Annotated in this window: 26 protein-coding genes; 15 read left to right on the top strand and 11 right to left on the bottom strand. The window is 72.3% G+C overall.

Translation table 11 applies throughout. The features are described from left to right. Positions 1-367 precede the first annotated feature (367 nt). The 7 genes from Voc01_RS12870 to Voc01_RS12840 all read right to left on the bottom strand — a co-directional run bounded on the left by Voc01_RS12870 (position 368) and on the right by Voc01_RS12840 (position 8035). Positions 368-1156: a hypothetical protein gene (locus tag Voc01_RS12870; RefSeq protein ID WP_203927608.1), complete on the bottom strand. Its 789-nt coding sequence runs from the start codon at positions 1154-1156 to the stop codon at positions 368-370. A gap of 4 nt (positions 1157-1160) precedes the next feature. Then, positions 1161-2327 (bottom strand): RtcB family protein, encoded by a 1167-nt coding sequence (locus Voc01_RS12865; protein ID WP_239160141.1) that lies wholly within the window; start codon positions 2325-2327, stop codon positions 1161-1163. Positions 2328-2471: 144 nt separating this feature from the next. Further along, positions 2472-2672: a ribbon-helix-helix domain-containing protein gene (locus Voc01_RS12860; protein ID WP_203927606.1), complete on the bottom strand. Its 201-nt coding sequence runs from the start codon at positions 2670-2672 to the stop codon at positions 2472-2474. Between the two features lie 62 nt (positions 2673-2734). After that, positions 2735-3016 carry a hypothetical protein gene (locus Voc01_RS12855; protein WP_203927605.1) on the bottom strand — a complete coding sequence of 94 codons (282 nt, stop codon included), beginning with the start codon at positions 3014-3016 and terminating at the stop codon, positions 2735-2737. 684 nt (positions 3017-3700) lie between these two features. After that, positions 3701-4915, bottom strand: a complete 1215-nt coding sequence (locus tag Voc01_RS12850; RefSeq protein ID WP_203927604.1) for a metal-dependent hydrolase family protein — start codon at positions 4913-4915, stop codon at positions 3701-3703. A gap of 7 nt (positions 4916-4922) precedes the next feature. Continuing rightward, complete coding sequence (locus Voc01_RS12845; protein ID WP_203927603.1) at positions 4923-6050, bottom strand: glycoside hydrolase family 53 protein; 1128 nt, start codon at positions 6048-6050, stop codon at positions 4923-4925. Positions 6051-6073: 23 nt separating this feature from the next. Next, entirely contained in the window at positions 6074-8035 is a 1962-nt protein-coding gene (locus tag Voc01_RS12840; RefSeq protein WP_203927602.1) for a beta-galactosidase, read from the bottom strand. Positions 8036-8199: 164 nt separating this feature from the next. Between Voc01_RS12840 and Voc01_RS12835 the strand changes: the two genes are divergently transcribed. From Voc01_RS12835 to Voc01_RS12820, 4 genes are read left to right on the top strand one after another with little or no spacing between them, the layout of a single operon-like run. Further along, on the top strand, positions 8200-9489 hold the full coding sequence (locus Voc01_RS12835; protein WP_203927601.1) for an ABC transporter substrate-binding protein: 1290 nt from the start codon (positions 8200-8202) through the stop codon (positions 9487-9489). A 3-nt stretch (positions 9490-9492) separates the two neighbouring features. Next, positions 9493-10362, top strand: coding sequence for a carbohydrate ABC transporter permease (locus tag Voc01_RS12830; protein ID WP_203927600.1), 870 nt, complete (start codon positions 9493-9495; stop codon positions 10360-10362). After that, positions 10359-11255, top strand: coding sequence for a carbohydrate ABC transporter permease (locus tag Voc01_RS12825; RefSeq protein ID WP_239160140.1), 897 nt, complete (start codon positions 10359-10361; stop codon positions 11253-11255). Before Voc01_RS12830 ends, Voc01_RS12825 begins: the two co-directional genes overlap by 4 nt. A 21-nt stretch (positions 11256-11276) precedes the next feature. Further along, on the top strand, positions 11277-12284 hold the full coding sequence (locus Voc01_RS12820) for a LacI family DNA-binding transcriptional regulator (RefSeq protein WP_239160139.1): 1008 nt from the start codon (positions 11277-11279) through the stop codon (positions 12282-12284). On the opposite strand, the gene Voc01_RS12815 is transcribed toward Voc01_RS12820, so the two are convergent. Further along, entirely contained in the window at positions 12276-13190 is a 915-nt protein-coding gene (locus tag Voc01_RS12815; protein WP_203927599.1) for an extracellular catalytic domain type 1 short-chain-length polyhydroxyalkanoate depolymerase, read from the bottom strand. The two genes, Voc01_RS12820 and Voc01_RS12815, sit on opposite strands and share 9 nt — an antisense overlap. A gap of 187 nt (positions 13191-13377) precedes the next feature. Here Voc01_RS12815 and Voc01_RS54625 point away from each other — a divergent pair, with 187 nt between their 5' ends. The 3 genes from Voc01_RS54625 (at position 13378) to Voc01_RS12800 (ending at position 16788) form a co-directional block, all read left to right on the top strand. Further along, a complete protein-coding gene (locus Voc01_RS54625) occupies positions 13378-14178 on the top strand; it encodes a DinB family protein (protein ID WP_373873809.1) in 801 nt (266 codons plus the stop codon). A 73-nt stretch (positions 14179-14251) separates the two neighbouring features. Further along, positions 14252-15319 carry a CinY protein gene (locus Voc01_RS12805; RefSeq protein ID WP_203927598.1) on the top strand — a complete coding sequence of 356 codons (1068 nt, stop codon included), beginning with the start codon at positions 14252-14254 and terminating at the stop codon, positions 15317-15319. 53 nt (positions 15320-15372) lie between these two features. After that, positions 15373-16788, top strand: a complete 1416-nt coding sequence (locus Voc01_RS12800; RefSeq protein WP_203927597.1) for a DUF2252 domain-containing protein — start codon at positions 15373-15375, stop codon at positions 16786-16788. A 23-nt stretch (positions 16789-16811) separates the two neighbouring features. On the opposite strand, the gene Voc01_RS12795 is transcribed toward Voc01_RS12800, so the two are convergent. Then, entirely contained in the window at positions 16812-17309 is a 498-nt protein-coding gene (locus tag Voc01_RS12795; RefSeq protein ID WP_203927596.1) for a MarR family winged helix-turn-helix transcriptional regulator, read from the bottom strand. An 86-nt stretch (positions 17310-17395) separates the two neighbouring features. Between Voc01_RS12795 and Voc01_RS12790 the strand changes: the two genes are divergently transcribed. Both Voc01_RS12790 and Voc01_RS12785 read left to right on the top strand, forming a co-directional pair. Then, positions 17396-18604 (top strand): amidohydrolase family protein, encoded by a 1209-nt coding sequence (locus Voc01_RS12790; RefSeq protein WP_203927595.1) that lies wholly within the window; start codon positions 17396-17398, stop codon positions 18602-18604. A gap of 87 nt (positions 18605-18691) precedes the next feature. Then, positions 18692-19075, top strand: a complete 384-nt coding sequence (locus tag Voc01_RS12785; RefSeq protein WP_203927594.1) for a tetratricopeptide repeat protein — start codon at positions 18692-18694, stop codon at positions 19073-19075. Here the strand turns inward: Voc01_RS12785 and Voc01_RS12780 are convergent. Together Voc01_RS12780 and Voc01_RS12775 are read right to left on the bottom strand one after the other, a co-directional pair. Next, positions 19072-19578: a hypothetical protein gene (locus Voc01_RS12780; protein WP_203927593.1), complete on the bottom strand. Its 507-nt coding sequence runs from the start codon at positions 19576-19578 to the stop codon at positions 19072-19074. The two genes, Voc01_RS12785 and Voc01_RS12780, sit on opposite strands and share 4 nt — an antisense overlap. 150 nt (positions 19579-19728) lie before the next feature. Beyond that, on the bottom strand, positions 19729-20889 hold the full coding sequence (locus Voc01_RS12775) for an epoxide hydrolase family protein (protein ID WP_203927592.1): 1161 nt from the start codon (positions 20887-20889) through the stop codon (positions 19729-19731). Positions 20890-21022: 133 nt separating this feature from the next. Between Voc01_RS12775 and Voc01_RS12770 the strand changes: the two genes are divergently transcribed. The 6 genes from Voc01_RS12770 to Voc01_RS12745 all read left to right on the top strand — a co-directional run bounded on the left by Voc01_RS12770 (position 21023) and on the right by Voc01_RS12745 (position 26197). Further along, positions 21023-21178 carry a hypothetical protein gene (locus tag Voc01_RS12770; protein ID WP_203927591.1) on the top strand — a complete coding sequence of 52 codons (156 nt, stop codon included), beginning with the start codon at positions 21023-21025 and terminating at the stop codon, positions 21176-21178. 188 nt (positions 21179-21366) lie between these two features. Continuing rightward, positions 21367-22293 (top strand): ABC transporter ATP-binding protein, encoded by a 927-nt coding sequence (locus tag Voc01_RS12765; protein ID WP_203927590.1) that lies wholly within the window; start codon positions 21367-21369, stop codon positions 22291-22293. Beyond that, positions 22290-23051, top strand: a complete 762-nt coding sequence (locus Voc01_RS12760; protein WP_203927589.1) for an ABC transporter permease — start codon at positions 22290-22292, stop codon at positions 23049-23051. The genes Voc01_RS12765 and Voc01_RS12760 overlap by 4 nt, the downstream gene beginning before the upstream one ends. Further along, on the top strand, positions 23051-24148 hold the full coding sequence (locus Voc01_RS12755; RefSeq protein ID WP_203927588.1) for a hypothetical protein: 1098 nt from the start codon (positions 23051-23053) through the stop codon (positions 24146-24148). Before Voc01_RS12760 ends, Voc01_RS12755 begins: the two co-directional genes overlap by 1 nt. Further along, a complete protein-coding gene (locus tag Voc01_RS12750) occupies positions 24123-24791 on the top strand; it encodes a response regulator transcription factor (RefSeq protein WP_203927587.1) in 669 nt (222 codons plus the stop codon). The genes Voc01_RS12755 and Voc01_RS12750 overlap by 26 nt, the downstream gene beginning before the upstream one ends. Continuing rightward, on the top strand, positions 24788-26197 hold the full coding sequence (locus Voc01_RS12745) for a sensor histidine kinase (RefSeq protein ID WP_203927586.1): 1410 nt from the start codon (positions 24788-24790) through the stop codon (positions 26195-26197). Before Voc01_RS12750 ends, Voc01_RS12745 begins: the two co-directional genes overlap by 4 nt. Positions 26198-26204: the final 7 nt, after the last annotated feature.

Raw genomic sequence — 26204 nt, 5'->3', positions numbered from 1 at the left:
CGACGATCAAGGCGGCCGGCACAGACCTGGTGGGCAGGTTGACGATGACGGACACCCGTCCGGGTGACCCACTACCCCAGCGCGCGCGGGTAGGGCGCCGTCGGACCGGTTCCGGCCGCCACCTCGGAGGGCGGGTCGCCGCGAACAGCCGGCGGATCCGGTCGAACACCTTGGTGCAGGTGGCCGGGTTCGACCGCGGGTTCCCACTGCCGCTGACGCCGGTGACGCACGTGAGCCGGTTTCAGCGGGGCGGGCGCGCCGCACCTCGCCGGCCGACAGGGTGGGCGCGCTCCGGTTCAGTTCGAGGTGGCCGAGGCGGCGTTCTTCGCCTCGCGGACCCGGCACGACATCGCCTGGCTGGAGGACTTCATCGCGCGGGCGGGTGATCCTGGCTACGAGCGGCCCGTCGACCGGCCATCAGCTGCGTCGGGGTCAGGGTCGAGACCTCCTGGACGTACGACGCGTACAGTTCGAGGTCCGGGTCGCCCTGCCGCAGGCGGAAGAAGTCCTGGACGATCTGGGCCTGCTGCTCCCGGTTGAAGCCGTGGAAGCCGCACTCTGCGGCGCGCAGGCCCGCCCGTCCCCCGTAGTCGTAGCCCGCGCCGCGGAACTGCGCGTGCAGCGCCTGCGGCATGTAGATGGCGCCGGCGCGCTCGTACTGCCACACGTGGGTGAGCTCGTGGATGAGCACGTCGCGGCGGCTCTCGCCCCAGCTGTTGATCGTGTGGAAGCTCGTGTAGTCGCGCTTGGTGCGGGCCGGGCCGAGGAGAGCCCGCTTGTCGACCCGCACCAGGCGCAGGTTGAGCGAGCTGCCGAACACGGCGCTCGCGTCGCGGATCTCCTCCTCGGACAGGCGCCGGGTGTTCACCTTGACCAGGTCGACGAGCGTCTCGTACACCTCGCCGACCGCCGCGATCTCGAGCAGGTCGACCACCCGGTAGCCGACCCAGCGGCCCACGGCCCGCCACGTCCGCGGCCGGGCGAGCGACCGCCACCACTCCACCGACCACGGACGCAGGCTCGCCACCCCGTGCCACATCCCGACGGCGAGCCGCGCGACCCGCGTCGGCAGTGACGCGACCCAGCGACCGGCCCGGGCGAAGATTCCGTCGACCTTGTCCCAGACCAGTTCGCCGAGCCACCGGGCAGCGTTCACACCGTCAGTCTCCCTTGACGTTGACGATCTGTCGCAGCGTGTGCCGGACCTCTACGAGGTCGGCCGCGTCCTCCATCACGACGTCGATCGGCTTGTACGCCTGGGGAATCTCGTCGATGAACGCGTCGGTGTCGCGGTACTCGATGCCCTTCATCGCCTCCTTGAGCTGGTCGCGCGTGAAGTTCCTCCGCGCCGCCGACCGCGAGTAGTTGCGCCCCGCGCCGTGCGGCGAGGAGTCGAGCGCGAGCTTGTTCCCCTTGCCCACCACCACGTACGAGGCGTCGCCCATCGAGCCCGGGATCAGCCCCGGCGTCCCCTCGGACGCGTCGATGGCACCCTTGCGCGACAGCCACACGTCCTTGCCGAAGTGCCGCTCCTGCGTCGTGTAGTTGTGGTGGCACTGCACCCGCTCGAGCTCCTCGACGTCGCCGCCGACCCACTCGCTGAAGCACGCGACCACGCGGTCCATCATCTCGTCGCGGTTGGCGAGCGCGAACTCCTGCGCCCACCGCAGCTCGCGGATGTAGGCCCAGAACTCGTCGGTGCCCTCGACGAGGTACGCGAGGTCGGCGTCGGGCAGGCTGATCCACCACCGCTTCATCGCCGCCTGCGCGACCTTGATGTGGTGGCTGGCGATCCGGTTGCCCACTCCGCGCGAACCCGAGTGCAGGAACAGCCAGACGGCGCCGTTCTCGTCGACGGTCACCTCGATGAAGTGGTTGCCGGAACCGAGCGAACCCAGCTGCAGCGTCCAGTTCCCCGCGTACTTCACCGGGTCGAACCCGGCCTTCTCGGCCGCCTTGGTGAGCGTCTCGACCCGGCGCTGCGCCGACGGCGTCAGCGCGGTGTTGTACGCACCGGCCGACAGGGGCACGGCGTTCTCGATCGCCTCCCGGAGCACGCTCAGATCACCCTCGAGCTCGTCGCGGGAGAACTGCGTGCGCACGGCGGCCATGCCGCACCCGATGTCGACGCCGACCGCCGCCGGGATGATGGCGCCGAGTGTCGGAATCACCGAGCCGACCGTGGCGCCCTTGCCCAGATGCGCGTCGGGCATGAGCGCCACGTGCGGGAAGATGAACGGAAGCGACGCGGTCGCCTCCGCCTGCGCGAGCGTGGCGGGTTCGATGATGCTGGCCCAGTTGACGAGCCGGTCGTTGACGCGGTTCACCGCCTCACGGTAGGTGCGCCGCACAAGCCCGGCAACGCGTTTCGCACAAGCGATCCCGTACACCGGTTCGTAACCGCTGTGGCCCGGGCCCCGCTGCGCCACCCGACGCGGCCGGACCCGGGCCATCAGGGCAGATGCCGTTGTCTACACAAGATAGATGCGTTCGACCGAGCCGTCGGAGTGGACGATCCTCAGCTGTCCGTCGTTCGCGGCCGCGAGCTGCTCGATCAACGCGTAGATCTGGAGCGCGCGGTTGACAACGTCCGTCTTCGACGTCTCCGTCGTGCTTGCGAGCCTGTCGAGGGCCTCCGCCGCTCGTGGCGTGAGATTGACGGTCAGACGCACCAACTGACCCCCAACGGCGGCTGGCGGCGACGTAGCGGGCGGCGGGCTGATCGGTGAGGAGCTCATCGACGCGGATCCGCCTTCCCCTGACGACTCGACGTGGGCCGGTTCAACCCCACGCTCATGACCACGGCGATGGCACCCAGCAGTGCCAACACTTCTTCGCCTTTGAAGAACATCGTGAACAGGAGCGCGATTGCCGGTGCCTGCGCCCACACCCGGGCCAACGTTCCCTTGAGCGACACTGACCCGAATGGACGAGGACCCTTCCGAATCTCCATCACGGCGACCGAGGCCCTACTGGTCGGCATGCCGTCAGGACCCGTGGTGAGGTCAAGGTCCATTGCGCAACCGTCTCGCTGACTGTACATACGCGCTCCTTGCGCTAGACAGGACGCAATGACGGCGGCGAGACCGAAGCCTCACCGCCGTCTGGTTCGTCAGGCAGCCGGTCGGGTCAACGCCGTATAGGCCGCCAGGCAACGGCGACCGGCGCAGCCGTCTCAGGACTGCTCCACACGAGCATCCCGACTCCGGCCGACACGGTGGCCGCAGCCGCCGTCCGACGGAGGTTCCGACACGCACGCCGTACCCCTCCCAACTGCTTTCTTGCTCGGTTCAGGCTGGCTCGTAAACTCATCATGCGCCTCCGGATGCTCCTAGCGTGCTGGGGCGTAGAACGGCATCCGCTGGCACCGGATGCCGTTCGCTTGTTGCGGACGGTACCGTTCTGCCCACATGGTGCCCTGCCGGGCACAGGCCTCTCAACCGCCCTGTCGCTACTCAGCGCCACGAGACGAGCGTCAGCCATACGTCGACCGCATCGCATACGGACGAAGCCCGTACGTTGTATGTATCCCTCGACGGAACGCGCCTTGAGTATCCCGCCCGACCAGCGCAATCTCATACGATCGGCCAGTTCAACCAGCTAGATGGCCACACATGCGCCCAAGGCCACGAGAGGGCGACAACCGCCCACGTCTCATCGAATGCCGGCTACTTTGTGCAACCACGAGCAGGGCTGCGCCTCAACCGTTGCCGACCAGAACCTCGCCGCCCTGAATCACCGTGCGTATCCGGTCGGCCAGGGCGCCCGCGTCGGTCAGGGGGTCGCCGTCGACGAGGAGGAGGTCGGCGTGGGCGCCCGGGGCGATCACACCGACCTCGCCGGTCAGGTTCAGCAGGTCGGCGGCCACCGTCGTGGCCGAGCGCAGCACGTCGGCCGGCGGCTGGACCTCGGCGCGGATCCGGAACTCGCGCAGCTGGTGCCGCTGCATGCCACCGAGCAGGTCCGACCCGTAGGCGATGCGCACCCCGGCGTCCGCGGCCAGCGACAGGGCGCCGAGGCCGGCGTCGAGCACCTCGGCCACCTTGCGCCAGCTGTCCTCGGGCAGGCCGAACTCGCGCCCCTCGTCCTGCAGGGCCCAGTAGGTCACGAGCGTCGGCACGAGGTAGGCGTCGTGTTCCAGGAACAGCTCGACGCTGCGCCCGTCGATGAGGTTGCCGTGCTCGATGCTGCGCACGCCCGCCTCCAGCGCCCGGTTCACCGACCGCGCGGTGTAGGCGTGCGCGGCCACGTACCGGTTCGCGGCGTGTGCCTCGTCGACGATCGCGCGCAGCTCGTCCATGGAGTACTGGGTCGAGTCGATGCGGTCGGTCGGCGAGGCGACTCCTCCGCCGGCCATCACCTTGAGGTGGTGCGCGCCGGTGCGCAGCTCGTCGCGGGCGGCCGCGCGTACGGCGTCGACGCCGTCGACCACCCGGCCCAGCGAGAGGTGGCGGCACGGGTCCTCGGCCGCCGACTCGCCCGCCTGCCGGCCGTCGCCGTGCCCGCCGGTCTGGCTCAACGCCTTGCCGCCGAAGACCAGCCGGGGCCCGGGGAACAGTCCCTCGGCCTGTGCGCGGGCGAGGCCGAAGTCGGCACCGCCGACGTCGCGCACGGTGGTGAAGCCGCGGTGCAGCATGTCGCGCATCAGGCGGGCGGCGTGCGCCGTGGCGTAGGTCGCCGGCCAGCGGCCCAGCGCGGCCAGGTCGGCGCTGGCCGCGGTCACGTGCACGTGGCAGTCGATCAGCCCGGGCACCACGCGCAGCCCGCGCGCGTCGACCATCCGGGCGTCGTCGGACCGCAACGACCTGCCGACCTCGACGACGCGACCGTCCACCGCGAGCACATCGTGCCCCTGGAGCCAGGAGAAGGTCGCGCCGTCGAGAACGTCGCCGTGGCGCACCAGGAGCGCGCTCACCGGAACGCTACCGGTAGGAGTTGTACACCTGCAGGGCCGGCAGCGCCCGGTCGTTGAAGTCGAACCACGCCTGATTCTCCCAGCCGTCGCCGGAGGCCGGGTTGGCCGGGTCCCATCCGGCGCCACGCACGGCCGTCCAGGTGGGTTCCCAGTAGAAGACGCCGATGCCGCGGCCGTTCGGGACGCCGGTCACCACGTCGCAGACGCGGCGGAACGCGGTCACCTGGCCGGCCGGGCTCGCCGGGATGCCGGCGGTGGCGGCCAGCGACGCGTTGAAGATCTGCGGCTCGTGGTCGTCCTCGGCGGTGGTGAAGCCGTAGGCGGTCTCGGCCACGATGACGTCGCGGCCGTACCGCGCCGACAGGTCGGCCAGGTTCGCGGCCAGCGACGCCGCCGTGCCGTGCCAGTACAGGTAGTGCGACACGGCGATCACGTCGAACGGCACGCCGTACGACACCGCGTTGTCGAACCACCAGCGGTGCTGCGAGTTGTTGCCGCCCTCGGCCAGGTGCAGCACCACGCGCGTCCCCGGCGACACCGACCGCGCGGCCGTGCTGCCGGCGGTGAGCAGCGCCGCCAGTTGCGGCCAGTTGTCCCACCGGCCGTCGGGCCACAGCATGCCGCCGTTGATCTCGTTGCCGATCTGCACGAGATCGGCCGGGGTTCCCTGCGCCCGCAGGGCGCCCAGCACGTCGGCGGTGTGCCCGTAGACGGCGTCGCGTAGCTGCGGGAAGGGAAGCGACGCCCACGCGGCCGGCTTGTTCTGCTTGCCCGGGTCGGCCCAGGCGTCGGAGTAGTGGAAGTCGACGAACAGCTTCATGCCGGCGGCCCTGGCGCGGGCGGCCATCGGGAGCACGGTCGCCTTCGAGTTGTAGCCGTCGGCCGGGTTCACCCAGACCTTGAGCCGGGCCGCGTTCACGCCGCCCGCCGCGAGGAGCGCGAACGGGTCGGCGCGCCGGCCGCCCGCGTCGCGGTAGACCGCGCCGAAGTCCAGGTTCTTCTTCAGCGTCGAGATGTCGGCGCCGCGCAGCGCGAGGCGGCCGGCGCGGCGCGGCGCCGCCTGACCGCGCGCTTCGAGCAGCGGGACCGGGGCGGTGGCGGCCGCCGCGGCCGTGAGAATCGTTCGTCTGCGCATCAGGGGGTTCTCCCTTCGACGGTTCAGGACACGCGCAACACCCGTACGGCGCCGCCGGGCAGCGGCAGCCCGTCCGGGCAGGGGAGGTCGGTGAAGAGCTCGTGGCCGGGCGGCGTCGACAGGCGCGCCGGCGCGGAGCCGTGGTTGATCGCGACGAGGTACGAGCCCTGCCCGCCGGTGCGGCGCACCACCTCTACCTCGTCGGGGATCCCGGTGACGGGCGCGATGCCGGCGTCGGCGAGCGCGCCGGTGAGCACGGCGTCGAGGCCCGCGGCATCGAGCCGGGTCGACACATACCAGGCGTGCCCGAAGCCGTGCCGGTGCCGGGTGACGGCAGGCCGGCCCGCCGCCGGTCCGTCCACATAGGACATCACGGCCACGGCGCCGGCCAGTTCCACGTCCTCGGCCCAGACGTCGGCCGAGAAGGAGCCCACCGCGACGGACTCGCCGGCGCGCAACGGCAGGAACTCCTGCACGCGCACGCCGAGCACGTCACTCAGCGCACCGCCGGCGTGCACCGTGTCGGTCGCGTCGACGATCCCGGAGAAGTACGAGACGACGAGCGTGCCGCCGCCGCGCACGAAGTCGGTGAGGTTCTTGGCCGCGGCCGGTGTGGTGAGGTACAGGCTCGGCACGACCACGAGCCGGTACCGGCCGAGGTCGCCCTCCGGGTGCACGAAGTCGGTCGTCTGGTGCGCCCGCCACAGCCGCTCGTAGTACGCCTCCACGCGGTCGCGGTACCGCAGGTCCGACGACGGCCGCGCGTCGAGCTCCAACGCCCACCACGACTCCCAGTCCCAGACCAGGGCGACGTCCGCGAGCACCCGGCTGCCGACGACCTCCTTCAGCCGCGCGAGGTCGGCGCCGAGCGCCGTCACCTCGCGCCAGATCCGGCTGCCGGTGCCCTGGTGCGGGACCATCGCCGAGTGGAACTTCTCGGCGCCGAACCGCGACGCCCGCCACTGGAAGAACAGCAGCCCGTCGGCGCCCCGGGCGAGGTGCGCGAGGCTGTTGCGGGCCAGCTCGCCGGGCCGCTTGGCGATGTTGCGTGGCTGCCAGTTGACGGCGCCGGTCGAGTGCTCCATGAGGATCCACGGCGCGCCGTCGGCGACCGCGCGGGTCAGGTCGGCGCACATCGCGAGCTCGATGTGGTTGTCGGCGCGCTCGGCCTGCAGGTAGTGGTCGTTGGCGACGACGTCGACCTCGCGCGCCCATTTCCAGTAGTCGATGGACTTGCAGTTCGCGAGCATGAAGTTCGTGGTGACCGGCGTGTCCGGGGCCCGGCGCTTGAGGATCTCCCGCTCGCGGCGGTAGTTGGCGAGGTGCCGGTCGTTGGCGAACCGCGCGAAGTCGAGCTCCTGTGCCGGGTTGATGACGGCGGTGCTCGCGCGGGGCGGGGTGATCTCGTCGAACGCGTCGTACCGCTGGCTCCAGAACGACGTGCCCCACGCGGTGTTCAACGCGTCGAGGTCTCCGTAGCGGGTACGCAGCCACCCGCGGAACGCGGCGGCGCACCCGTCGCAGTAGCAGGCGTCGACGCCGTTGCCGTACTCGTTGTTGACGTGCCACATCACCACCGCGGGATGGTGGCCGTACCGGTCGGCCAGCGCGCCGGTGATCCGGGTGACGGCCTGCGCGTACGCGGGTGAGCTCGGGCAGAAGCTCTGGCGGGCGCCGCCGCCGAGCACGGTGCCGGTGCGCGTCACCGGGCGGGCCCCGGGGTTGCGGTGCAGGAACCACGGTGGCGGCGCGGCCGTCGGGGTGCCGAGGTCGACGCTCACCCCGCCGTCGTGCAACAGGTCCAGGACCCGGTCGAGCCAGTCGAACGTGAACTCACCCGGACGCGGTTCGAGGTGCGACCACGCGAACACGCCGACGGTCACCAGGGTGACCCCGGCCTCCCGCATCAGCGCGACGTCCTCGGCCCACACCGGCTCCGGCCACTGTTCCGGGTTGTAGTCCCCGCCGAAGGCCACCCGAGCCATAGACGACCTCCGCTGTGAGCGCTCCCATTTCCAGGCTCGATGATGCGGTCGCCCGCCGGCCGGGCGCAAGGTATTGACATATCTAAGAACGTGAATCGAGACTGGGAACGTTCACAGTCCTTTCCCGGTTCCGCTCCCCGCCACCCTCATTCCGGAGTGCACCGATGACACGTCTGCGCCTGATCGCGTCCACCCTGTGCCTTGCCCTCCTCGCCGGTACCGCCGCCTGCGGCGACGACGGCGACACCGCCGACGGACCGGTCGAGCTCACGTTCTGGTCCTGGACGCCCAGCATCGAGAAGGTCGTCGACCAGTGGAACGCCGCCAACCCCGGCACCAAGGTGACCTTCAGCAAGCAGGCCGGCGGCGACGACCTGCTCACCAAGGTGCTCACCGCCGCCAAGGCCGGTGAGGCACCCGACCTCGTGCAGGCCGAGTACCAGGTGCTGCCGACGCTCGTCAGCAACAACGTTCTCGCCGACATCTCGAGGTACGTCGGCGACGCGAAGAGCAGGTTCGCCGAAGGCGTCTGGGGCCAGGTGACACTGGGCGGCAGCCAGGTGTACGCCGTGCCGCAGGACTCCGGTCCGATGATGCTCTACTACCGCGGCGACCTCTTCCAGCGGTACGGCCTCAGCGTGCCGGAGACCTGGGACGAGTTCGCCGCCACGGCGACCGCGCTGCGCGCGAAGGACCCGTCGAAGTACCTCACCACGTTCTCCAGCAACGACCCGGGCTGGTTCACCGGCCTCGTGCAGCAGGCCGGCGGAAGGTGGTGGGGCATCGACGGCGACACGTGGTCGGTCACCATCGACGACGCGGCCACGACGAAGGTGGCGAACTACTGGGGAGACCTGGTCGGTCGGGGCGCGATCGACAACCGGCCGATGTACACCCCGGAGTGGAACAAGGCGCTCAACGACGGGACCCTCCTCGCCTGGCCCAGCGCGATCTGGGCGCCGGGCGTGCTGACCGGCAACGCGCCCGACACCAAGGGAAAGTGGTCGATGGCACCGCTTCCACAGTGGACGGCCGGCGAGAACCGCACCGGCAACTGGGGTGGCTCGTCCACCGGCGTCACGCGCGACTCGAAGCACAAGGAGGCGGCCACGAAGTTCGCCGTCTGGATGAACACCGACGCCGCGGCCACCACCACGCTCGTCCGGGAGAGTGGCATCTACCCGGCGGCGCGCGACGCGCAGAACGGCCCGGCGCTGCAGCAGCCGCCGGCGTTCTTCCCGCAGCAGACGACGTTCTACGCCGACGCCAAGGCGATCGCCGACACCGCGGCGCCGTTCGTGTGGGGCCCCAACGTGAACGTCACCTACGCGACGTACAAGGACGCGTTCGGCAAGGCGATCAGCCAGAAGTCGCCGTTCGGCGCCGCCGTCGGCGCGATGCAGGAGGCGACCGTCGCCGACATGCGCAAGAGCGGCTTCAAGCTGGCCGGCTGAGCCATGAAACGCGCTCCCTACCTCTTCCTGTCCCCGGCGATCGTCCTGTTCACCGCGTTCATCCTCGTACCGATCGGGTACACGGCGTACCTGAGCTTCCGCCGGGTGCGGGTCGAGGGGCTCGGGCTGGGCGCCGACGCCCGGCGCGAGGTCTTCGCCGGTTGGCAGAACTTCCGGGACGCGCTGAGCGACCCCGAACTCGGCGCGAGCCTCCTGCGCGTGCTCGGGTACGGCGCGGTCGTGGTGCCGGTGATGCTCGGGCTGGCGCTGCTGTTCGCGCTGCTGCTCGACACCCCGTCGGCCCGGCTGCGGCGCTTCGCGCGCGTGTCCATCTTCCTGCCGTTCGCGGTGCCGGCGCTCATCGGCGGGATGCTGTGGGGGTTCCTGTACCTGCCGTCGGTCAGCCCGTTCCCGCTGGGCGACCTCGACCCGCTCGGCGGCGACCTGCTGCTGTTCGCGGTCGCGAACGTGGCGGTCTGGGGCGGCACCGGCTTCAACATGATGGTCATCTACACGGCGTTGCGCGCGGTGCCGCCCGAGATCTACGAGTCGGCGCGCATCGACGGGTGCTCGGAGGTGCGGCTGGCGCTGCGCATCAAGGTGCCGATGGTGCTGCCGGCGCTCGTCATGACCGGGTTCTTCTCCATCATCGCGACCATCCAGGTGTTCGCCGAACCGATGATCCTGCAACCGTTGACGAACGCGATCCCGTCGACCTGGGCGCCGTTGATGAAGGTCCACCGGGACGCGTTCGCGATCGGCGACCACTACAGCGCCGCCGCCACCTCGCTGGTGCTCGCGCTCGCGACGCTCCTGCTGTCGTTCGCGTTCCTGCGGTCGTTCGGCCGGCGCGCGTTCGGAGGTGACGCGTGACCGCCGTGCTGTCCCCTGTGGACACCCGGCCGGCCACCGGCGCCGCGCGGCGGAGCACGGGGCCGGGCGGGATCGGGCTCGTGCCGACCGCGGTACTGCTGCTGGGCGCGCTCTACTGCCTGGTGCCGGTCGCCTGGGTGCTCGTCGCCGCCTCGAAGGACAAGGCCGACCTGTTCGACACGTCGACGTTCGCGCCGGGATGGTCGCTGCTGGAGAACATCGGCGACCTCTCGTCCTACCGCGACGGGCTGTTCTGGCGGTGGATGGCCAACACCGCGCTGTACGCGGGCGTCGGCGCGGCCCTGTCGGCGTTCGTCTCCGGGCTGAGCGGGTACACGCTGTCGAAGTTCCGGTTCCCCGGCCGCACGGTGCTGTTCAACGTGCTGCTGGCCGGCGTGCTGGTGCCGGCGATCGTGCTCGCGATCCCGCAGTACCTGCTGCTCGCGAAGCTCGGGCTCGCCGGCACCTACTGGTCGGTGCTGCTGCCGAGCGTCATCAGCCCGTACGGCATCTACCTGGCGCGGGTGTACGCCGACGCGGCCGTCCCCGACTCCCTGGTCGAGGCGGCCCGCACCGACGGCGCCACCGAGTTCCGGGTGTTCCGGTCGGTGGCACTGCCCATCATGCGGCCGGGCCTGGTGACGGTGTTCCTGTTCCAGTTCGTGGCGATCTGGAACAACTTCATGCTGCCGTTCGTGATGCTCAGCGACGACACGACGTTCCCGCTCACGGTGGGGCTGCACACGCTGCTGTCGCAGGGCGCAGACCGGCCGGCGCTGTACTCGCAGGTGATCGCCGGCGCGCTGCTGTCGATCGTGCCGCTGGTGGCGCTGTTCCTCGCGCTGCAGCGGTACTGGCGCGTCGATCTGATCTCCGGCGCGGTGAAAAGCTAGCGGATCGTGGACAATGACGGCGTGAGGAGCAGCCGCCCGCGCCCGACGATCGACGACGTCGCCGCGGTCGCGGGGGTCTCCCGCGGAACCGTGTCGCGGGCGCTCAACGGCGGTCACAACGTGAGCGTGTCGGCGGCGGAGGCGGTGCGGCGCGCGGTCGCCAAGACCGGCTACGTCGCCAACCAGCACGCCCGCAGCCTGCGCACGCAGCGCTCGCAGTCGGTGGCGTTCATCCTCTCCGAGCCGCAGGAGCGCCTCTTCGAGGACCCGAACTTCAACGTGCTGCTGCACTTCTGCGCGCGGGCCCTCGCGAAGCACGACATCACGCTGCTGCTGGCCCTGGCCGGCACCGACGACGACCGCAAGCGGGTCGGCCGGTACCTCGCCGCCGGACACGTCGACGGCGCGCTGCTGGTGTCGACCCATTCGGGCAGCCCGCTGCTGGCCGACCTCCGGGCGCGCGGGCTGCCGCTGGTCGCGTGCGGGCGTCCGCTCGGGTTCGAACGCGACATCGCCTACGTCGCGGCCGACGACCGCGACGGCGCCCGCCAGATGGTCGGTTATCTCAGATCGATCGGACGCCGGCGCATCGGCATCATCACCGGCCCGCTCGACACGTCCGGTGGCGTCGACCGGCTGGCCGGCTACCGCGACGTGCTCGGCTCCTCCTTCGACGGGTCGCTCGTCGCCCACGGCGACTACACCCGTGCCGCCGGCGCCGCCGCGATGGCCGCGCTGCTCGCCCAGGCACCCGACGTCGACGCGGTGTTCGCCGCCTCCGACCTCATGGCCGTGGGCGCGCTGGCCGCGCTGCGGCAGGCGGGCCGGCGCGTCCCGCAGGACGTGGCTCTCGGCGGCTTCGACGACTCCGGGATCGCGGGCGCGTCGCAGCCGGCGATCACGACGATCCGGCACCCGCTGGAGCGGATCAGCGCCGAGATGGTCCGCCTGCTGCTCGCCCAGATCGACGGCGAGCCACCGTCGGCGGTGATCCTGCCGACCGAACTCGTGATCCGCGAGTCAGCCTGACGCCGCGAAGAAGTCCCAGACGACGCGGCTCGCGTCGGGACGCGGCGGCGCCTCCTCGACGGCGTTGGCGCGGGCCTTCTCGCCGCCCGGCCAGCCGTGGCCGCCGCCGTCGATGGTGTGGACGGTCACCGGTTCGGCGCACGTGTAGGTCCGGGTGGTGACCTCGCCGTCGCGGGTCTCGGCCGGAACGGGCCCGCATCCGTTGTGCTCGGTCCAGAAGTCGACGGCGTACCGGACGGAGCGGTTGGTCCACGTGCCGGCCGTGGGGAACTCGGAGCTGCTCGGTCCACCGTCGTAGGGGACGGCGGTGTCGGCGGTGCCGTGCATGACGAGCACCGGCAGCGGGCGCGACGGCGTGCACGTGTCGAGGTTCATCGCACCGGACACGACCGCGATGCCGGCGATCCGGTCGGCCAGCTCGCAGCCGAGGCGGTAGGTCATCATCGCGCCGTTGGAGAACCCGGTGACGAACACTTCGCCCGTCCCGAACCGCGTGGTGACGTCGTCGATCAGCGCGCGCACGAACGCGACGTCGTCGATGTTCCGGTCCTTGGCGTAGGCGCAGCAGTCGCCGGCGTTCCAGGTGAGCAGCCGGTCGCCGAGGCGGCCGCTGCCGTCGGGGTAGACCACGACGAAGCCACCCTCGTCGGCGACGGTGTTCATGTGGGACACGCGCTCGAACAGCTCGCCGTTCCCGCCGCCGCCGTGGAGGAACACGACCACCGGCCGGCCCGCCGTCGCACCGGCCGGCGTGTAGGCCCGGTAGTGCCGCTCGCGCCCGTCGACGGTCAGCGTGTACCCGTGCGTCGCCGCCGGCGGCGGGGTGGGTTCGGGGTCGGCCCGGCCACGGCCGCACGCGGTCAGCACCACCATGAGCGCCACACCGGCCGCCACTGCTCTGCGCATGGCCGCCACTGAAGCCGACGACTCTGTGGAAAGCCTGTGGCGTCAGCCCGACCCACGTGCGCGGCCTCCGCCACCTCCGACAGGGCGGTCATGATCGACGATCGGACCCCGACCAGCGCCGTGACGTGGACCGCCAGGCGCAGGAAGTGCGCCCGGTTTCCGAGGGGAGACGCTCTATCCTCGTCCGGTGACGGACCGGGAGTACACGATCAGGCTGACGCCCGACGAGGCGCTGCTGCTGTCGGATTGGCTGGACCGGATGCTCGATCAGGACGACTTCCGCGCGCTCGTCGACGGCGACCGGGCCGTCCTGGCTCCGCTGTACCGGATCACCGGAACGCTCGAGACCACGTTGACGGAAATCTTCGCGCCCGACTACGGGGCCCGCGTCGACGCCGCCCGCGTCAGGCTCATCGAAGGGCTCGGCGATCTCGACGACGGTGCCCCTCCCGGTCGCGCGCGGGAGTTCCGGCCCGCCGGTCCGGTACCCGACACCGTCGACGAGGACCTGGTCAGCACCGCCGGTGAGCGCGAGACCCTCGAGCGGTTCCTCGACCACCACCGGTACGTGCTGCGTGGCAAGCTGCGCGACCTTCCCGACGCCGACGGCCGCCGCCAGCTGGTGGGGTCGGAGACCACGCTGCTCGGGCTGCTCCGCCACGTCGCCGCCGTGGAGCGCAACTGGTTCCAGCACATCCTGGCCGGGCGGCCGCGGGAGCAGATCGCCGGCAACTCCCGCGGCGACGACGCCAGCTGGGTGCTGCCGCGGAACGAGACGGCCGTCAACGTGCTCGCCGCACACGAGGCGGCCTGCGCCGAGTCCCGGCGGATCGCGGCGGGGTTCGACCTCGACCACACCGTGCCGCACGAGCGGCTCGGACGGGTGTCGCTGCGCTGGGTCTTCGTACACCTGATCCGCGAGTACGCCCGGCACGCCGGTCACGCCGACATCCTCCGCGAGCAGCTCGACGGCGTGACCGGCGACTGAATCCGCGGCGGATGAGGCGGCCCCCGCCCGGCGGCCGGGACGATCGGCGCGGGCGGACCGTGAGGGGGCCTCGATGGTGCGGAGGGTTGTCGCCAGCCTGGTTCTCGCGGCCGCCATCATGGGGCCGGCGGGCCGGGCGACGGCGTTCGGCACGATCGACACCGCGGGGCAGAACCGGGAGCACGAACGGATCACGCGCGCCGCGGTGGCCTGCACCGGCCCGGACCGCTTCTGCTTCGAGCCACGGTCGGCCGACCAGCTCGCCGGCCAGGGGAAGCGGTTCGGCGCGGTCGGGGCGCCCGACCTCACCGAGCCGTTCGACCCGACCGCCCACTGCGACGGCGCCGACTACCTCGACGGTGACTACCCGCGCACCCGCGACGCGGCGACCGCGAGCCTCCGCGCGTGCGTCGACCACCTGCGCGGGCGGTTCCGGGAGGCCGTGGACCGCGCCGCGCACCTGCTCGACGCCGAGGGTGCGATCGTCCCCGCGGCCGTCGACCTCGGCACCGACTGCGAGTTCGACTCACCCCGCGAGCAGCGGGCCAAGTGCCGGGCACTGGAGAGCTTCGGCCGGGCGCTGCACGGCGTCCAGGACTTCTACTCGCACAGCAACTGGACCGACGAGGCCGACCCGACCCGCCCGACCGGCGCCGACAACCCGCCCGGCCTCGGCCTGCCGACCCCGAGCCCGGTTCTCGACCTGCGCCGCGACCGGACACCGACCGTTCCGCCCGGCCTGTCGACCGGGTGCTTCGTGCTCCACGACAGCGTGCCCGGCGTCGAGGAGTGCGCGCGGCGGGTCACCCACGCCGGTCTCAACAAGGACCTCGGGACGATCGACCCGCGCACCGGCGAGGCGACGGACCCGACGACCGCGCGCGGCCGGGTCGGCCGCAACTTCGCGCGGGCCGTGGCGGGCGCGGTCACCGAGACCCGCCGCCAGTGGCGTGACCTCCGCGCCGAACTGCGGGCCCGGTACGGGGCGGCGAAGGCGTCGCTCATGGTGTGCGCGCTGCGCCTCGACCGCCCGACCGCGGGCTGCCGGGGCATACCCACCGCCGTCGCCGCGGGGGTGCTCGTCGGCGTCGTCGGACTCGTCCTGTTCGGGCTGCACAGGCGTCGACCACGGCGGCCGTGACTCATCCCCGCCGGATGATGCACCGGTCATGGCCGCCGAACTACACGTTGACGATGACGACAGACCAGGCCCCGATGGTCACCCGGCGTGCGACGGCACGCGACCGCGCCGCGGCCGGACGGGCCGCACGGAAGGTGGCCCCCCGGGCCAGCCACGCCGACTACGCGCCGACCGCGAAGCGGCGCGACCCGATCGACGTCATCGAGGCGCAGTCGGCGACCCGGGTGCCCGAGCTCGTCCCCATCCGCTACGGGCGGATGACCGAGTCGCCGTTCCGGTTCTACCGCGGCGCCGCCGCGATCATGGCCATGGACCTGGCCGACACTCCGCGGGCCGGGATCACCGCGCAGCTGTGCGGTGACGCCCACATGCTGAACTTCCGCCTGCTCGCCTCGCCCGAGCGGAACCTGCTGTTCGACATCAACGACTTCGACGAGACGCTGCCGGGCCCGTTCGAGTGGGACCTCAAGCGCCTGGCCACGAGCCTGGTCATCGCCGGCCGGCAGAACGGGTTCACCACGCGGCAACGGCGCTCCATCGTCGTCTCCACGGTCCGCTCCTACCGGGAGACGGTGCGCAACCTCGCGGCGATGCGCAACCTCGACGTGTGGTACGCGAAGGTCGACGCCGACGTCGTGCGGACCCTCTTCGCCACCCACCTGCACAAGGCGGGGCGCGAGCGGCTGGTCAGGGCCGCGTCGAAGGCACGCGCGAAGGACAACCTGATGGCCTTCGACCGCCTCACCTCCGTCGTCGACGGACAGCGGCGGATCAACGCCGATCCGCCGTTGCTCCAGCCGATCGGCGACCTGCTGCCCGACGTCGAACGCGCCGAGCTCGAAGCCGCCATCCGGGAGCTGATCCGCGGCTACACCGAGTCCCTGCCGTCGGAACGGCGCGCGCTGGTGGAGCAGTTCGAGTTCGTCGACATGGCCCGCAAGGTGGTCGGCGTCGGCAGCGTGGGCACCCGCTGCTGGATCATCCTCATGCTCGGACGCGACGAACGGGACCCGCTGCTGCTGCAGGTCAAGGAGGCGTCGACCTCGGTGCTCGCCGAGTACGTCGGCCCCAGCCGCTACGACCACCAGGGCCAGCGGGTGGTCGCCGGGCAGCGGATGATGCAGGCGGCCGGCGACATCTTCCTCGGCTGGCAGGCCGTGCGGGGCATCGACGGCGGAACGCGGGACTTCTACGTCCGCCAGCTCTACGACTGGAAGGGCATCGCCGTCGCCGAACAGATGACCCCCGAGGGGATGCTGCGCTTCGGCGAGCTGTGCGGCCACACGCTCGCCCGCGCGCACGCACGGTCCGGCGACCGCATCGCGATCGCCGAGTACCTCGGCGGCAGCGACGTCGTCGATCAGGCCGTGGCCCAGTTCGCGGAGAGCTACGCCGACCAGAACCAACGCGACCACGCCGCCCTGGTCGACGCCGTCCGCACCGGCCGGGTCGCCGCCACCTCGGCCTAGAGCCCATCTCCGCGGGTCACGCGTCAGGCGCCGTCTCCGAGCGCGATCAGCAGATCGCGCAGCGCGGCGTTCGCCGCTTCGGCCCGCTCTTCCGGGACGCGCGTGAGCAGGGCCTGTTGGGCCGCGCTGGCCGCGAGCACCGCCTTCTCGGCGACCGCGACGCCCTCGGCCGACAGCCGTACCCAGGAACTGCGGGCGTCGGACGCGTCGGCCTCGCGTTCGACGAGCCGTTCCTCGCCGAGGCGCCGCAGCAGGTTGCTGGTGCCGCCCGAGGAGAGCATCAGCCGGGCGCCGATGTCCGACGGCCGCAGCCGGTACGGCGCGCCGGCCGCCCGCAGCACGGCGAGGATCTCGTACTCGGCCTTGGTGAGCCCGAGCTTGGCGAGCTCGGCGTTGACCCGCTCGGAGAACAGCGCCGACAGCCGTGCCGCCCGCTTCGACAGTTCGAACTGCAGGCCGCTGACGGCGGCCAGCTCCCGCGCCCACACCGCCGCGATGCCGTCGACGACGTCCTTTCGCACGCGTCGATCGTACGGTCTCCCGCCCTCTTGCGCCTTGAAAGCTTTACATATAGCTTTTCGAAAAGCTTTCTAGTGAGGAGTTGGACATGGAGATCGTGATCCGCGGCGGCCACGTGGTGCCCGGCGCCGACCTGCCCGAGATCCCCCGGGGCGACGTGCTCGTCCGCGACGGGATGATCGTCTCGGTGGGTCCGCCGGTGGACGCCGCCGTTCCCGTGATCGACGCGACCGGTCTGGTGGTGGCTCCGGGCTTCGTCGACGCCCACCGCCACGTGTGGCAGGCCCCGCTGCGCGGCCTCGGCGCGGACATGGCGATGCCCCGGTACTTCGCGGAGATCCTGGGCGCGGCGCTGCACTCGTACACCCCGGCCGAGGCCCGGCTGGCCACCCTGCTGGGCGCGGTGGAGGCGCTGGACGCGGGCGTCACCACGCTCTTCGACTGGAGCAACGCCACCACCCGCGGCCCCGACCACACCGACGCCGTCCTGGACGCGTTCGAGGCGGCGGGCGTCCGCGCGGTGGTCGGTCACACGGACCCGGGCGACGACGCCCGCCGGTTGGCCTCCCGACACGGGCGGGTGACCGGTGCGCTGGCCGTGCTGGGTGGCGAGTACGGCGACTGGGACGAGTTCGTCGCGCAGCTCCGGTGGGGCCGCGACCTCGGTCTCATGGTCGCTCTGCACGCGGGAGGCCCGGTCGTCCGACCGTTGCACGACGCCGGCCTGCTGGGTCCGGACCTGCAACTGGTCCACCTGAACGCCATCACCCCCGACGACGCGAAGCTGCTGGCCGACACCGGCACGCCGGCGGTGGTCACCCCGACGGTGGAGGCCGTGATGGGCCACGGCCCGTCGGCGTACGGCCGGCTGGAGGACGCCGGCGCGCGTCCGGCGCTGGGGGTCGACGTGGTCATCAACTCCGCACCCGACCTGTTCGAGCCCATGCGTGACACCCTGCGCACCCGGCGCCTGTCGTCGTCGGCCGACCGGCCGCCCGCGGCGTCGATCCTCCGGGCGGCGACCATCGACTCGGCCCGTGCCGCGGGCCTGTCCGACCGGACCGGCTCGATCGAGGTGGGCAAACGGGCCGACCTGGTGCTCCTCGACGGCCTGTCGCACCTGACCGGCACCGCCGGCGATCTGGCCGGTGCCGTGGTGAGCAGCCTGACCCCGTCGCACGTCCGCACGGTCCTGGTGGACGGCGTCGTCCTCAAACGCGACGGCCGCCTCCTGTACCACGACCTTCCCGTGCTCCGCGCGCAGGCCGCCCCGCTGGGGACCCGCTCCCGGACCTGACCCACGCCCGGTCCCCGCCTGACGGTGTGCGAGGAGCCACGCCGGGCTTACCATGGAAGGGCTCTCCGTCGGGTGATGGAGGTCGAGATGAAGAGCTCAGCGCAGGCCCTCGAATGGATGCGTGAGGGCGAGTCCTGCGAAAGACAACACAAGGTGTCGGCGGCGATCCGGGCGTTCGAACAGGCCGCCCAGTCCTCCGACCCGAGGGTGGCCGCCGACGCGTGCTACCACCTCGGGCTCTGCTACGAGCAGCAGCACCACCACACCTCGGCGGCGAAGGCGTACCGCGACGCGTGCCGGTCCGGCGACCGTGAGACGAAGGCCTCGGCGTACTACCACCTGGGGCGGATCTACGAGCAACGGCACTGGCTGTCCGACGCCTACGCCACCTACACGCACTCGGCGCGGTTGGGCGGGCGCGACTCGGCCCGGGCACAGGCGGCCATCGCCCGCCTGTGGCCCGACGGCTAGACCTGGCTCGTCACGGGGTTCGGCGCCGACGGCGCGGTCAGTTCCTCGCCGCCGGCGCGGCACTGCGGGCACCACGGCTGCAGCCGCTGGTGGGTCACGTACACCACCAGCAGGTACGCCAGTGTCGCCTGCGCGGCCGCCCACACGTACCGCCCCACCGGGTGGTCGTAGAGCAGCGACGACGCGATCACCACGCCCAGGTAGCCGAACGCCAACGGCCGCCGCTCGAACAGGTGCGCGGTGCGGAAGCGGACGCGGTACCGCTGCGCGACCGTCGACGCGTCGAGCGGCAGCGCCCGGATGCAGTGTTCACACAGCCGCCGGCCGTGGGCGAACAGCGTGACGGCGAGGTACACCGCGGCGGCGAACACCAGCAGCAGCACCAGGATCAGCACGCGCCACCGCAGCACCTCCGTCACCTGTGGCACCACGGTGATCAGGATGAGCAGACCCAGCACCGCGGTGAGCAGCCAGGGTGCATAGTGACCGACGAGCCTATTCATCTGCAGCGTGCCTCCGTATGCCGTCCCGACGCGAGGCCACGCTAGTTCTTCGGCCGCGGGGTCGCCCACGGGCGATGGTTCGGCTTGTGTCGGTCGCCACGGCACCGGTGGCCGACCGTTCGGCCGATCGCGCGGGGAGGCCGGGCAAGCCTAACGCGCGGTACGCATCGTCCGGAAGGCGCGCCGGACCTGGTCGACGAACAGCGCGGGCTGCTCCCACGCGGCGAAGTGCCCGCCGCGGTCGGGCCTCTCGTAGAACCGCAGATCGAGGAAGTACCGCTCACACCAGCGACGCGAGGGGCGCACGATCTCGCGTGGGAACACCGAGATCCCCGTCGGGACCGACAGCGGCGCCTGCTGGCGCACCTGGTTGCGCCGCGACGGCCGCGCGAAGCCGTCCTCCCAGTAGATCCGCGCCGACGACGCGGCGGTGGCCGTGTGCCAGTAGAGGCTGATGTTGTCGAGCATCTGGTCGCGGGTCAGGGCCGAGAGCGGGTCGCCGTCGTGGTCGGTCCACGCCCAGTACTTCTCGGCGATCCAGGCGCACTGGCCGACGGGTGAGTCGACGAGCGCGTACCCGAGCGTCTGCGGGCGCGTGCCCTGCTGCGTGGAGTAGCCCATGCCCCACTCGCGGTGCTCGGCGACGGCGGCGAGACTCTCCCGCTCCTCGTCGGTCACGTCGGGATCGTCCGATGTGGACGGTGGCGGCGCGACCGGCGCGTAGTTCAGGTGGATACCGATGAGGCGGTCGGGAACCTGGCTGCCGAGCTGGGTGGTGACGGCCGAGCCCCAGTCGCCGCCCTGCGCGCCGAACCTGTCGTACCCGAGGCGGCCCATCAGCTCGGCCCACGCGGCCGCGATGCGCGCCGGTCCCCAGCCCGGCCCGGTCGGCTTTCCGCTGAACCCGAAGCCCGGCAGCGACGGACATACGACATGGAACGGGTCGTCGGGATCGTCGGCCAGCGGACCGATCACGTCCAGGAACTCCACCACGGAGCCGGGCCAGCCGTGCGTGAGGATCAGCGGCACGGCGTGCGGATGCGGCGAGCGTCGATGGATGAAGTGCACGTCGACGCCGTCGATCGCGGTGACGTGGTGCGGCAGCCCCGCGAGCCGCGCCTCGAGCCCGCGCCAGTCGTAGCCGTCGGCCCAGTACGCGCACAGGTCGCGCAGCCAACCGACGGGAACACCCTGGCTCCAGTCGGGAACCGTCGCCGGTTCCGGCCACCGCGCACGCCGCAGCCGCCGCCGCAGATCGTCGAGGTCGTCGTCGGAGACGCCGATGCTGAACGGTCGCACCTCGCTGTCCATTCCCGGACGGTAGCAGCGGTTGACGTCCGTCACACCTACGCGGAAAAGGGCTTGAGTTGGAGTGCACTCCAGCTTCTACGGTACGAAGCGTGCCGGAGAGACCGGCGACGGACGACGGAGGATGGGATGCGCGATGAGCGACATGCACGCCGCGAACCTGATGTGGCGCCTGGAGAACATGGACGACCGTACCCGGCGCCGGGCCGACGAGCGCGTCGGCTTGTTCGCCCACATGCTGCGGCGGGCGGCGGGTAACACCGCCGACCGGCGACGGGGGCGCAGGCACTAGAACCGGGCGGCGGCGCGCAGGCAGGGGCGCGCCGCCGCGCCGGTGCCCGGCACGGGTCGGGACGACCCGGGGACCGGCAGAGTTCGCCGGCGGGAGCGGGCGTCTTCCGTGCTATGTCCCCCTTTGCGTTCAGGACTCTCACAGAAGCTCTGCGGAACCGGCCAGGTGGGGCTGCGAGCGTCACCGCCATGAATGTGCGGATCGAGGCGCGGGGCCTCACGAAGCGGTACGGGTCGACCGTCGCCGTCGACGACCTGACGTTCACCGTCGAGCCGGGCCGGGTCACCGGGTTCCTCGGCCCGAACGGGGCCGGCAAGACCACCACGATGCGGATGGTCCTCGGTCTCGACCTGCCCACGGCGGGCACGGTGACCGTCGCCGGTACCCGGTACGCCGACCTGCCGACGCCGCTGCACACCGTCGGCGCCCTTCTCGACGCGCGCGCCGTGCATCCGGGCCGGACGGGCTACCACCACCTGCTCGCCCTGGCGCAGAGCAACCGGATCCCGCGCACCCGCGTCGACGAGGTGCTCGAGCGGGTCGGGCTGTCCGGTGTGGCCCGTCGGCGGACCCGGGCGTTCTCGCTCGGGATGAGCCAGCGGCTGGGGGTGGCCGCCGCGCTCCTCGGCGACCCGCCCGTGCTCATGTTCGACGAGCCGGTCAACGGCCTCGACCCGGAGGGCATCCGCTGGATCCGGGACCTCATGCGCGGCTACGCCGCCGAGGGCCGCACCGTGCTGGTGTCGAGCCACCTGATGAGCGAGATGGCCCTGACCGCCGACCATCTCCTCGTGATCGGCCGCGGACGCCTGATCGCCGACGCCCCGCTCGACGACGTGCTCCGGAACAACACGCGGCCCGAGGTGCTGGTGCGCGCCGAGGAGCCCGCGCGGCTGGGGAAGCTGCTGACCGACGCGGGCGGGCAGGTGGTGTCGTCCGCGGACGACGGCCTCGTCGTGTCCTCGATGGACGGTCTGGCGGTCGGCCGCGTGGCCGCGGCGCACGGGATCGTGCTGTCGGAGCTCACCCCGCGACGCGGCTCGCTGGAGGAGGTCTTCATGGACCTCACCGCCGACAGCGTCGAGTACGCCGCGGCCCCGGCGGGTGCGCGGTGACCGGGGTGGTGGTCGCGGAGTGGACCAAGTTCCGCAGCCTGCGGTCGGTGCTGGTCACCGTCGGTCTCACGGTCGTGCTCGCGGTGGTATTCGGTGTGCTCATCAGCTCCGGCCAGGCACGGCAGTACGCGGAGCTGACGGCGGCCGAGCGGGCCGCGTTCGACCCCACGTACGTCAGCCTCATCGGCTGTTTCACGTTCGCGCAGCTGGCGATCGGCGCGCTCGGGGTGCTGAGCGTCACCTCCGAGTACGCCACCGGCACGATCCGGCCGTCGCTGGCGGCGGTGCCCCGGCGGGGCCGGCTGCTCGCGGCCAAGGCGGTCGTGCTCGGCGCGGCCGCGTTCGTCGCGGCCAACGTGGCGGTGTTCGCCGCCTACCTCGGCGGTCAGCCGACACTGTCCGGAATGGACGCACCCTCGTCCACACTGGACGATCCGCACGTGCTCCGGGCGGTGCTCGGCGCCGGGTGGTGGCTGACGGCGGTCGCGCTGCTGGGGGTCGGCGTCGGGATGCTGGTGCGGTCGACGGCCGGCGCGTTCACCGTCGTGGTGGCGAGCACGCTGCTGGTGCCGCTGGTCAGCGGCCTCCTGCCGGAGTGGTTCGCGCGGTGGTGGCCGACGACCGCCGGCCAGCAGGTCCTCCGGGTCGTCCGCGACCCCGACGCGCTGCCGCCGTTCGCCGGCATCGCCTGGATGTACGCGGCCGTCGCGGCCGTGCTGCTGCTCGGCCACCTGTCGCTGCGGCTGCGGGACGCGTGATGCGGCCGTCCTGGAGGTCCACTGTGGAGGGTGTCGCGGTCGGGCTCGCGGCGGTCGTCGCGATGGCCGCGGTCGCGATGGTCGGGGCCCGGATGGCCGCTCCGGAGGCGGGCACGGTGGGCGCGGGTGCGGCGGTGGTGGCGCTCGCGGTCGGCGCGCCCGTGGACCTGACGGTCAGCGGCACCGCCGTACCCGGCAGCGACCGGTTGCCGGTACGGGGCGGGGTGCCCGTCACGGTCGACGGCACCGTCGACGTCCGGCCGCTCGGGGTGACGCTGGCCGGGGTGGCGGTGCTGGTGCTGGCGTTCCGGTGGCGGCGGCTGTCGTGGGCCGGCGCGGGCGGGGCGCTGGTCGGGTTCGTCGCGGGCACGGGGGCGTGCGCCCGCTTCGGGACGGGCGGGCCGGTCGACGTCGGGCGGGCGGCGGTGGTGTTCCGGGCGGACGCGGGTTCCGCGGTGTCGGGTGCGCTGGTGCTGGCCGTGGTCGTGCTGGGGGCGTGTCTGCTGCCGCCGTGGTGGCGACGGCCGTTCGGGGTGGTCGCGGCGGTACTCGGGGGGCTGGCGCTCCTCGGGACGGTCGTGGGAACGGTGGTCGGCGCGGTCGCGGGCGGCATGCGGTCCGCCGGGGTCGGGCTGCTCGCCGGTGCCGACGCGGTCGCGCTGGTGCCGTGGGGGCTCGGTGTGCCGTGGCGTGCCGACGTCGTGGGCCCGCTCGCCGGGCCACTGGCCGAGCGTTTCGGCGAGGTGCTTCCGCACCACGGGGGGCGGTGGGGGGTCGCTGTGGTCGGACCTGTGGCCGTCCTCTCGATGGGAGTGCTCACGACGGAGCGGGGGTGGCCGGCGGCGGCGCGGCTGGGTGCGGCCGTGGCCGCGGGGTTCGCGGGGGTGACGGTCGCGACGGCCGCGACCGCGACGGCGACCGCGACCGTGTTCGTGGTGCGGCTGCCCGCGATGGAGATGGCGTTGCGGGGCACCGTGTTCGTAGCGGTTCTGGTGGGCGCGGTGGCCGGAACGATCGCGGGCCTCGTTCCCTGGCCGTTCAGAGTGCCGTCGCCGTTTAGAGTGAGGACGCATGGAGTCCCTCCTCGTCGTCGATGACGAGCCGACCGTGCGGGAACTGCTCTCGGCGACGTTGCGGTTCGCGGGTTTCACGGTGACATCGGCGGCCACCGGCGCGGCGGCCGTCGACGCGGCGCGCCGCGAGCCGCCCGATCTCGTGCTGCTCGACGTGATGCTGCCGGACATGGACGGGTTCGACGTGGTGCGGCGGCTGCGCGACGGCGGCGCGCGCGTACCGGTGCTGTTCCTCACCGCACGCGACGCGCCCGCCGACAAGGTGCAGGGGCTGACGCTCGGCGGCGACGACTACGTCACCAAGCCGTTCGACCTCGAGGAGCTGATCGCCCGCATCCGCGCGATCCTGCGCCGCACGGGCGGATCGGCGGTCGACACGATCGTCGTGGGCGACCTCTCGCTCGATCCGGCGGGTCGCCGGGTGACCTACACCGGGCGACCGGTCAGGTTGTCGCCGACGGAGTTCCGGCTGCTGCACTTCCTGATGCGCAACGCGGGCACTGTCGTCGGCAAGGCCGAGATCCTGGACCGCGTGTGGCACTACGACTTCGGCGGCGACGCGAGCATCGTCGACACGTACATCAGCTATCTGCGGCGCAAGCTCGACGCCCGGCTGGTCCGCACCGTGCACGGCGTCGGCTACGTCCTGGAGAGGCCGCGACCGTGAGTCTCCGGTCGCGGCTCCTGCTGGTGTGCATGGCGTTGCTGACGCTCGGCGTGCTGGTGACCGACGCGGTCGCCGTCACGATGCTGCGCCAGCACCTCGTCGACCGGGTCGACAGCCAGATCCGTTTGCTGGCAACGGTTCTGTCACGGGTGCCGATCCAGGCGACCGGCCAGCTGCCGGCCGAGTTCCGCACGTCGTTCGACATGATCAGCGACGTGTACGTGGCGGAGGTCGCGCCCGACGGCTCGGTGGTGGCCGCGGCCCGCACCCCCGGCCCCGCCGCCGTTCCGCGGCTTCCCGCGTCGGTGGCGGCGCGGGCGGGGGAGACGTTCGACGTGCCCGGGTGGCGGGTGATGGTCGCGCAGCGGCCGGCGGGCGGGAACGTGGTCGTCGTCGCGGCCCGGCTCACGGCCGTCGACTCGACCGTCCGTCGCATGTGGACGGTCAGCGGGCTGACGTTCCTGGCGGTGCTCGCGGTCCTGGCGGCACTCGGCTGGTTCGCGATGCGGGTGGGGCTGCGACCGTTGCGGCGCATGGAGGAGACGGCCACGGCGATCGCCGGCGGTGACCTGACCCACCGCGTTCCGGAGGTGGCGCGTCCCGGCACGGAGGTGGGCCGGCTCGCCGCGTCGTTGAACGGGATGCTCGCGCAGCTTGAGCGGGCGTTCGCGGCGCGGTCGCGTTCGGAGGCCCGCATGCGGGCGCTGCTGGGCGACGTGAGCCACGAGCTGCGCACACCGCTGTTCGGCATCAAGGGCTTCACCGAGCTCTACCGGATGGGCGGCCTGCCCACCCGCGACGACGTCGACCGCACGATGAGCCACATCGAACGCGAGGCCACGCGGCTCGCCTCGCTGGCCGAGGACCTGCTCCTCCTGGCCACAGTGGACGAACGGCCCGACGTGCTGGCGCCGACCCCGATGGACCTGCGCACGATCGCCGCCGACATGCACGGAGACCTGCGCGCCCTGGACCCGTCGCGGCCGGTGACGGTGACCGGTCCCGGCGGCACGGGTCCACCCGGACGGGCCGCCGTGCTCGGCGACGAGCCGCGGCTGCGCCAGGTGGCGACGAACCTGGTGGGCAACGCGATCGCGCACACCCCGCCGGGCACCCCGGTGCGCATCGGTGTCGGCACGGTGGGCGGCGAGGCGGTCCTCGAACTCGCCGACGAGGGTCCCGGCCTCGACGCCGCCGCCGCGGCGCGCGTGTTCGACCGGTTCTACCGCGCGGACACCTCCCGCCGCCGGGCCGCCGGCAGCGGCGCCGGGCTGGGCCTGACCATCGTCCGGTCGCTCGTTGCCGCGCACGGCGGGCGCGTGGACGTGCGGACGGCACCGGGTGAGGGCGCGACGTTCCGGGTCCTGCTGCCGGAGACCGCCGGTTACGCTGGCGGTGAAACCTGAGCCCGCG

It is taken from the genome of Virgisporangium ochraceum (assembly GCF_016863655.1).
GTDB classification, from domain to species: Bacteria; Actinomycetota; Actinomycetes; order Mycobacteriales; family Micromonosporaceae; genus Virgisporangium; species Virgisporangium ochraceum.
Note: the sequence above shows the minus strand (reverse complement) of the source record. Positions and strands in the feature narration are given on the sequence as shown.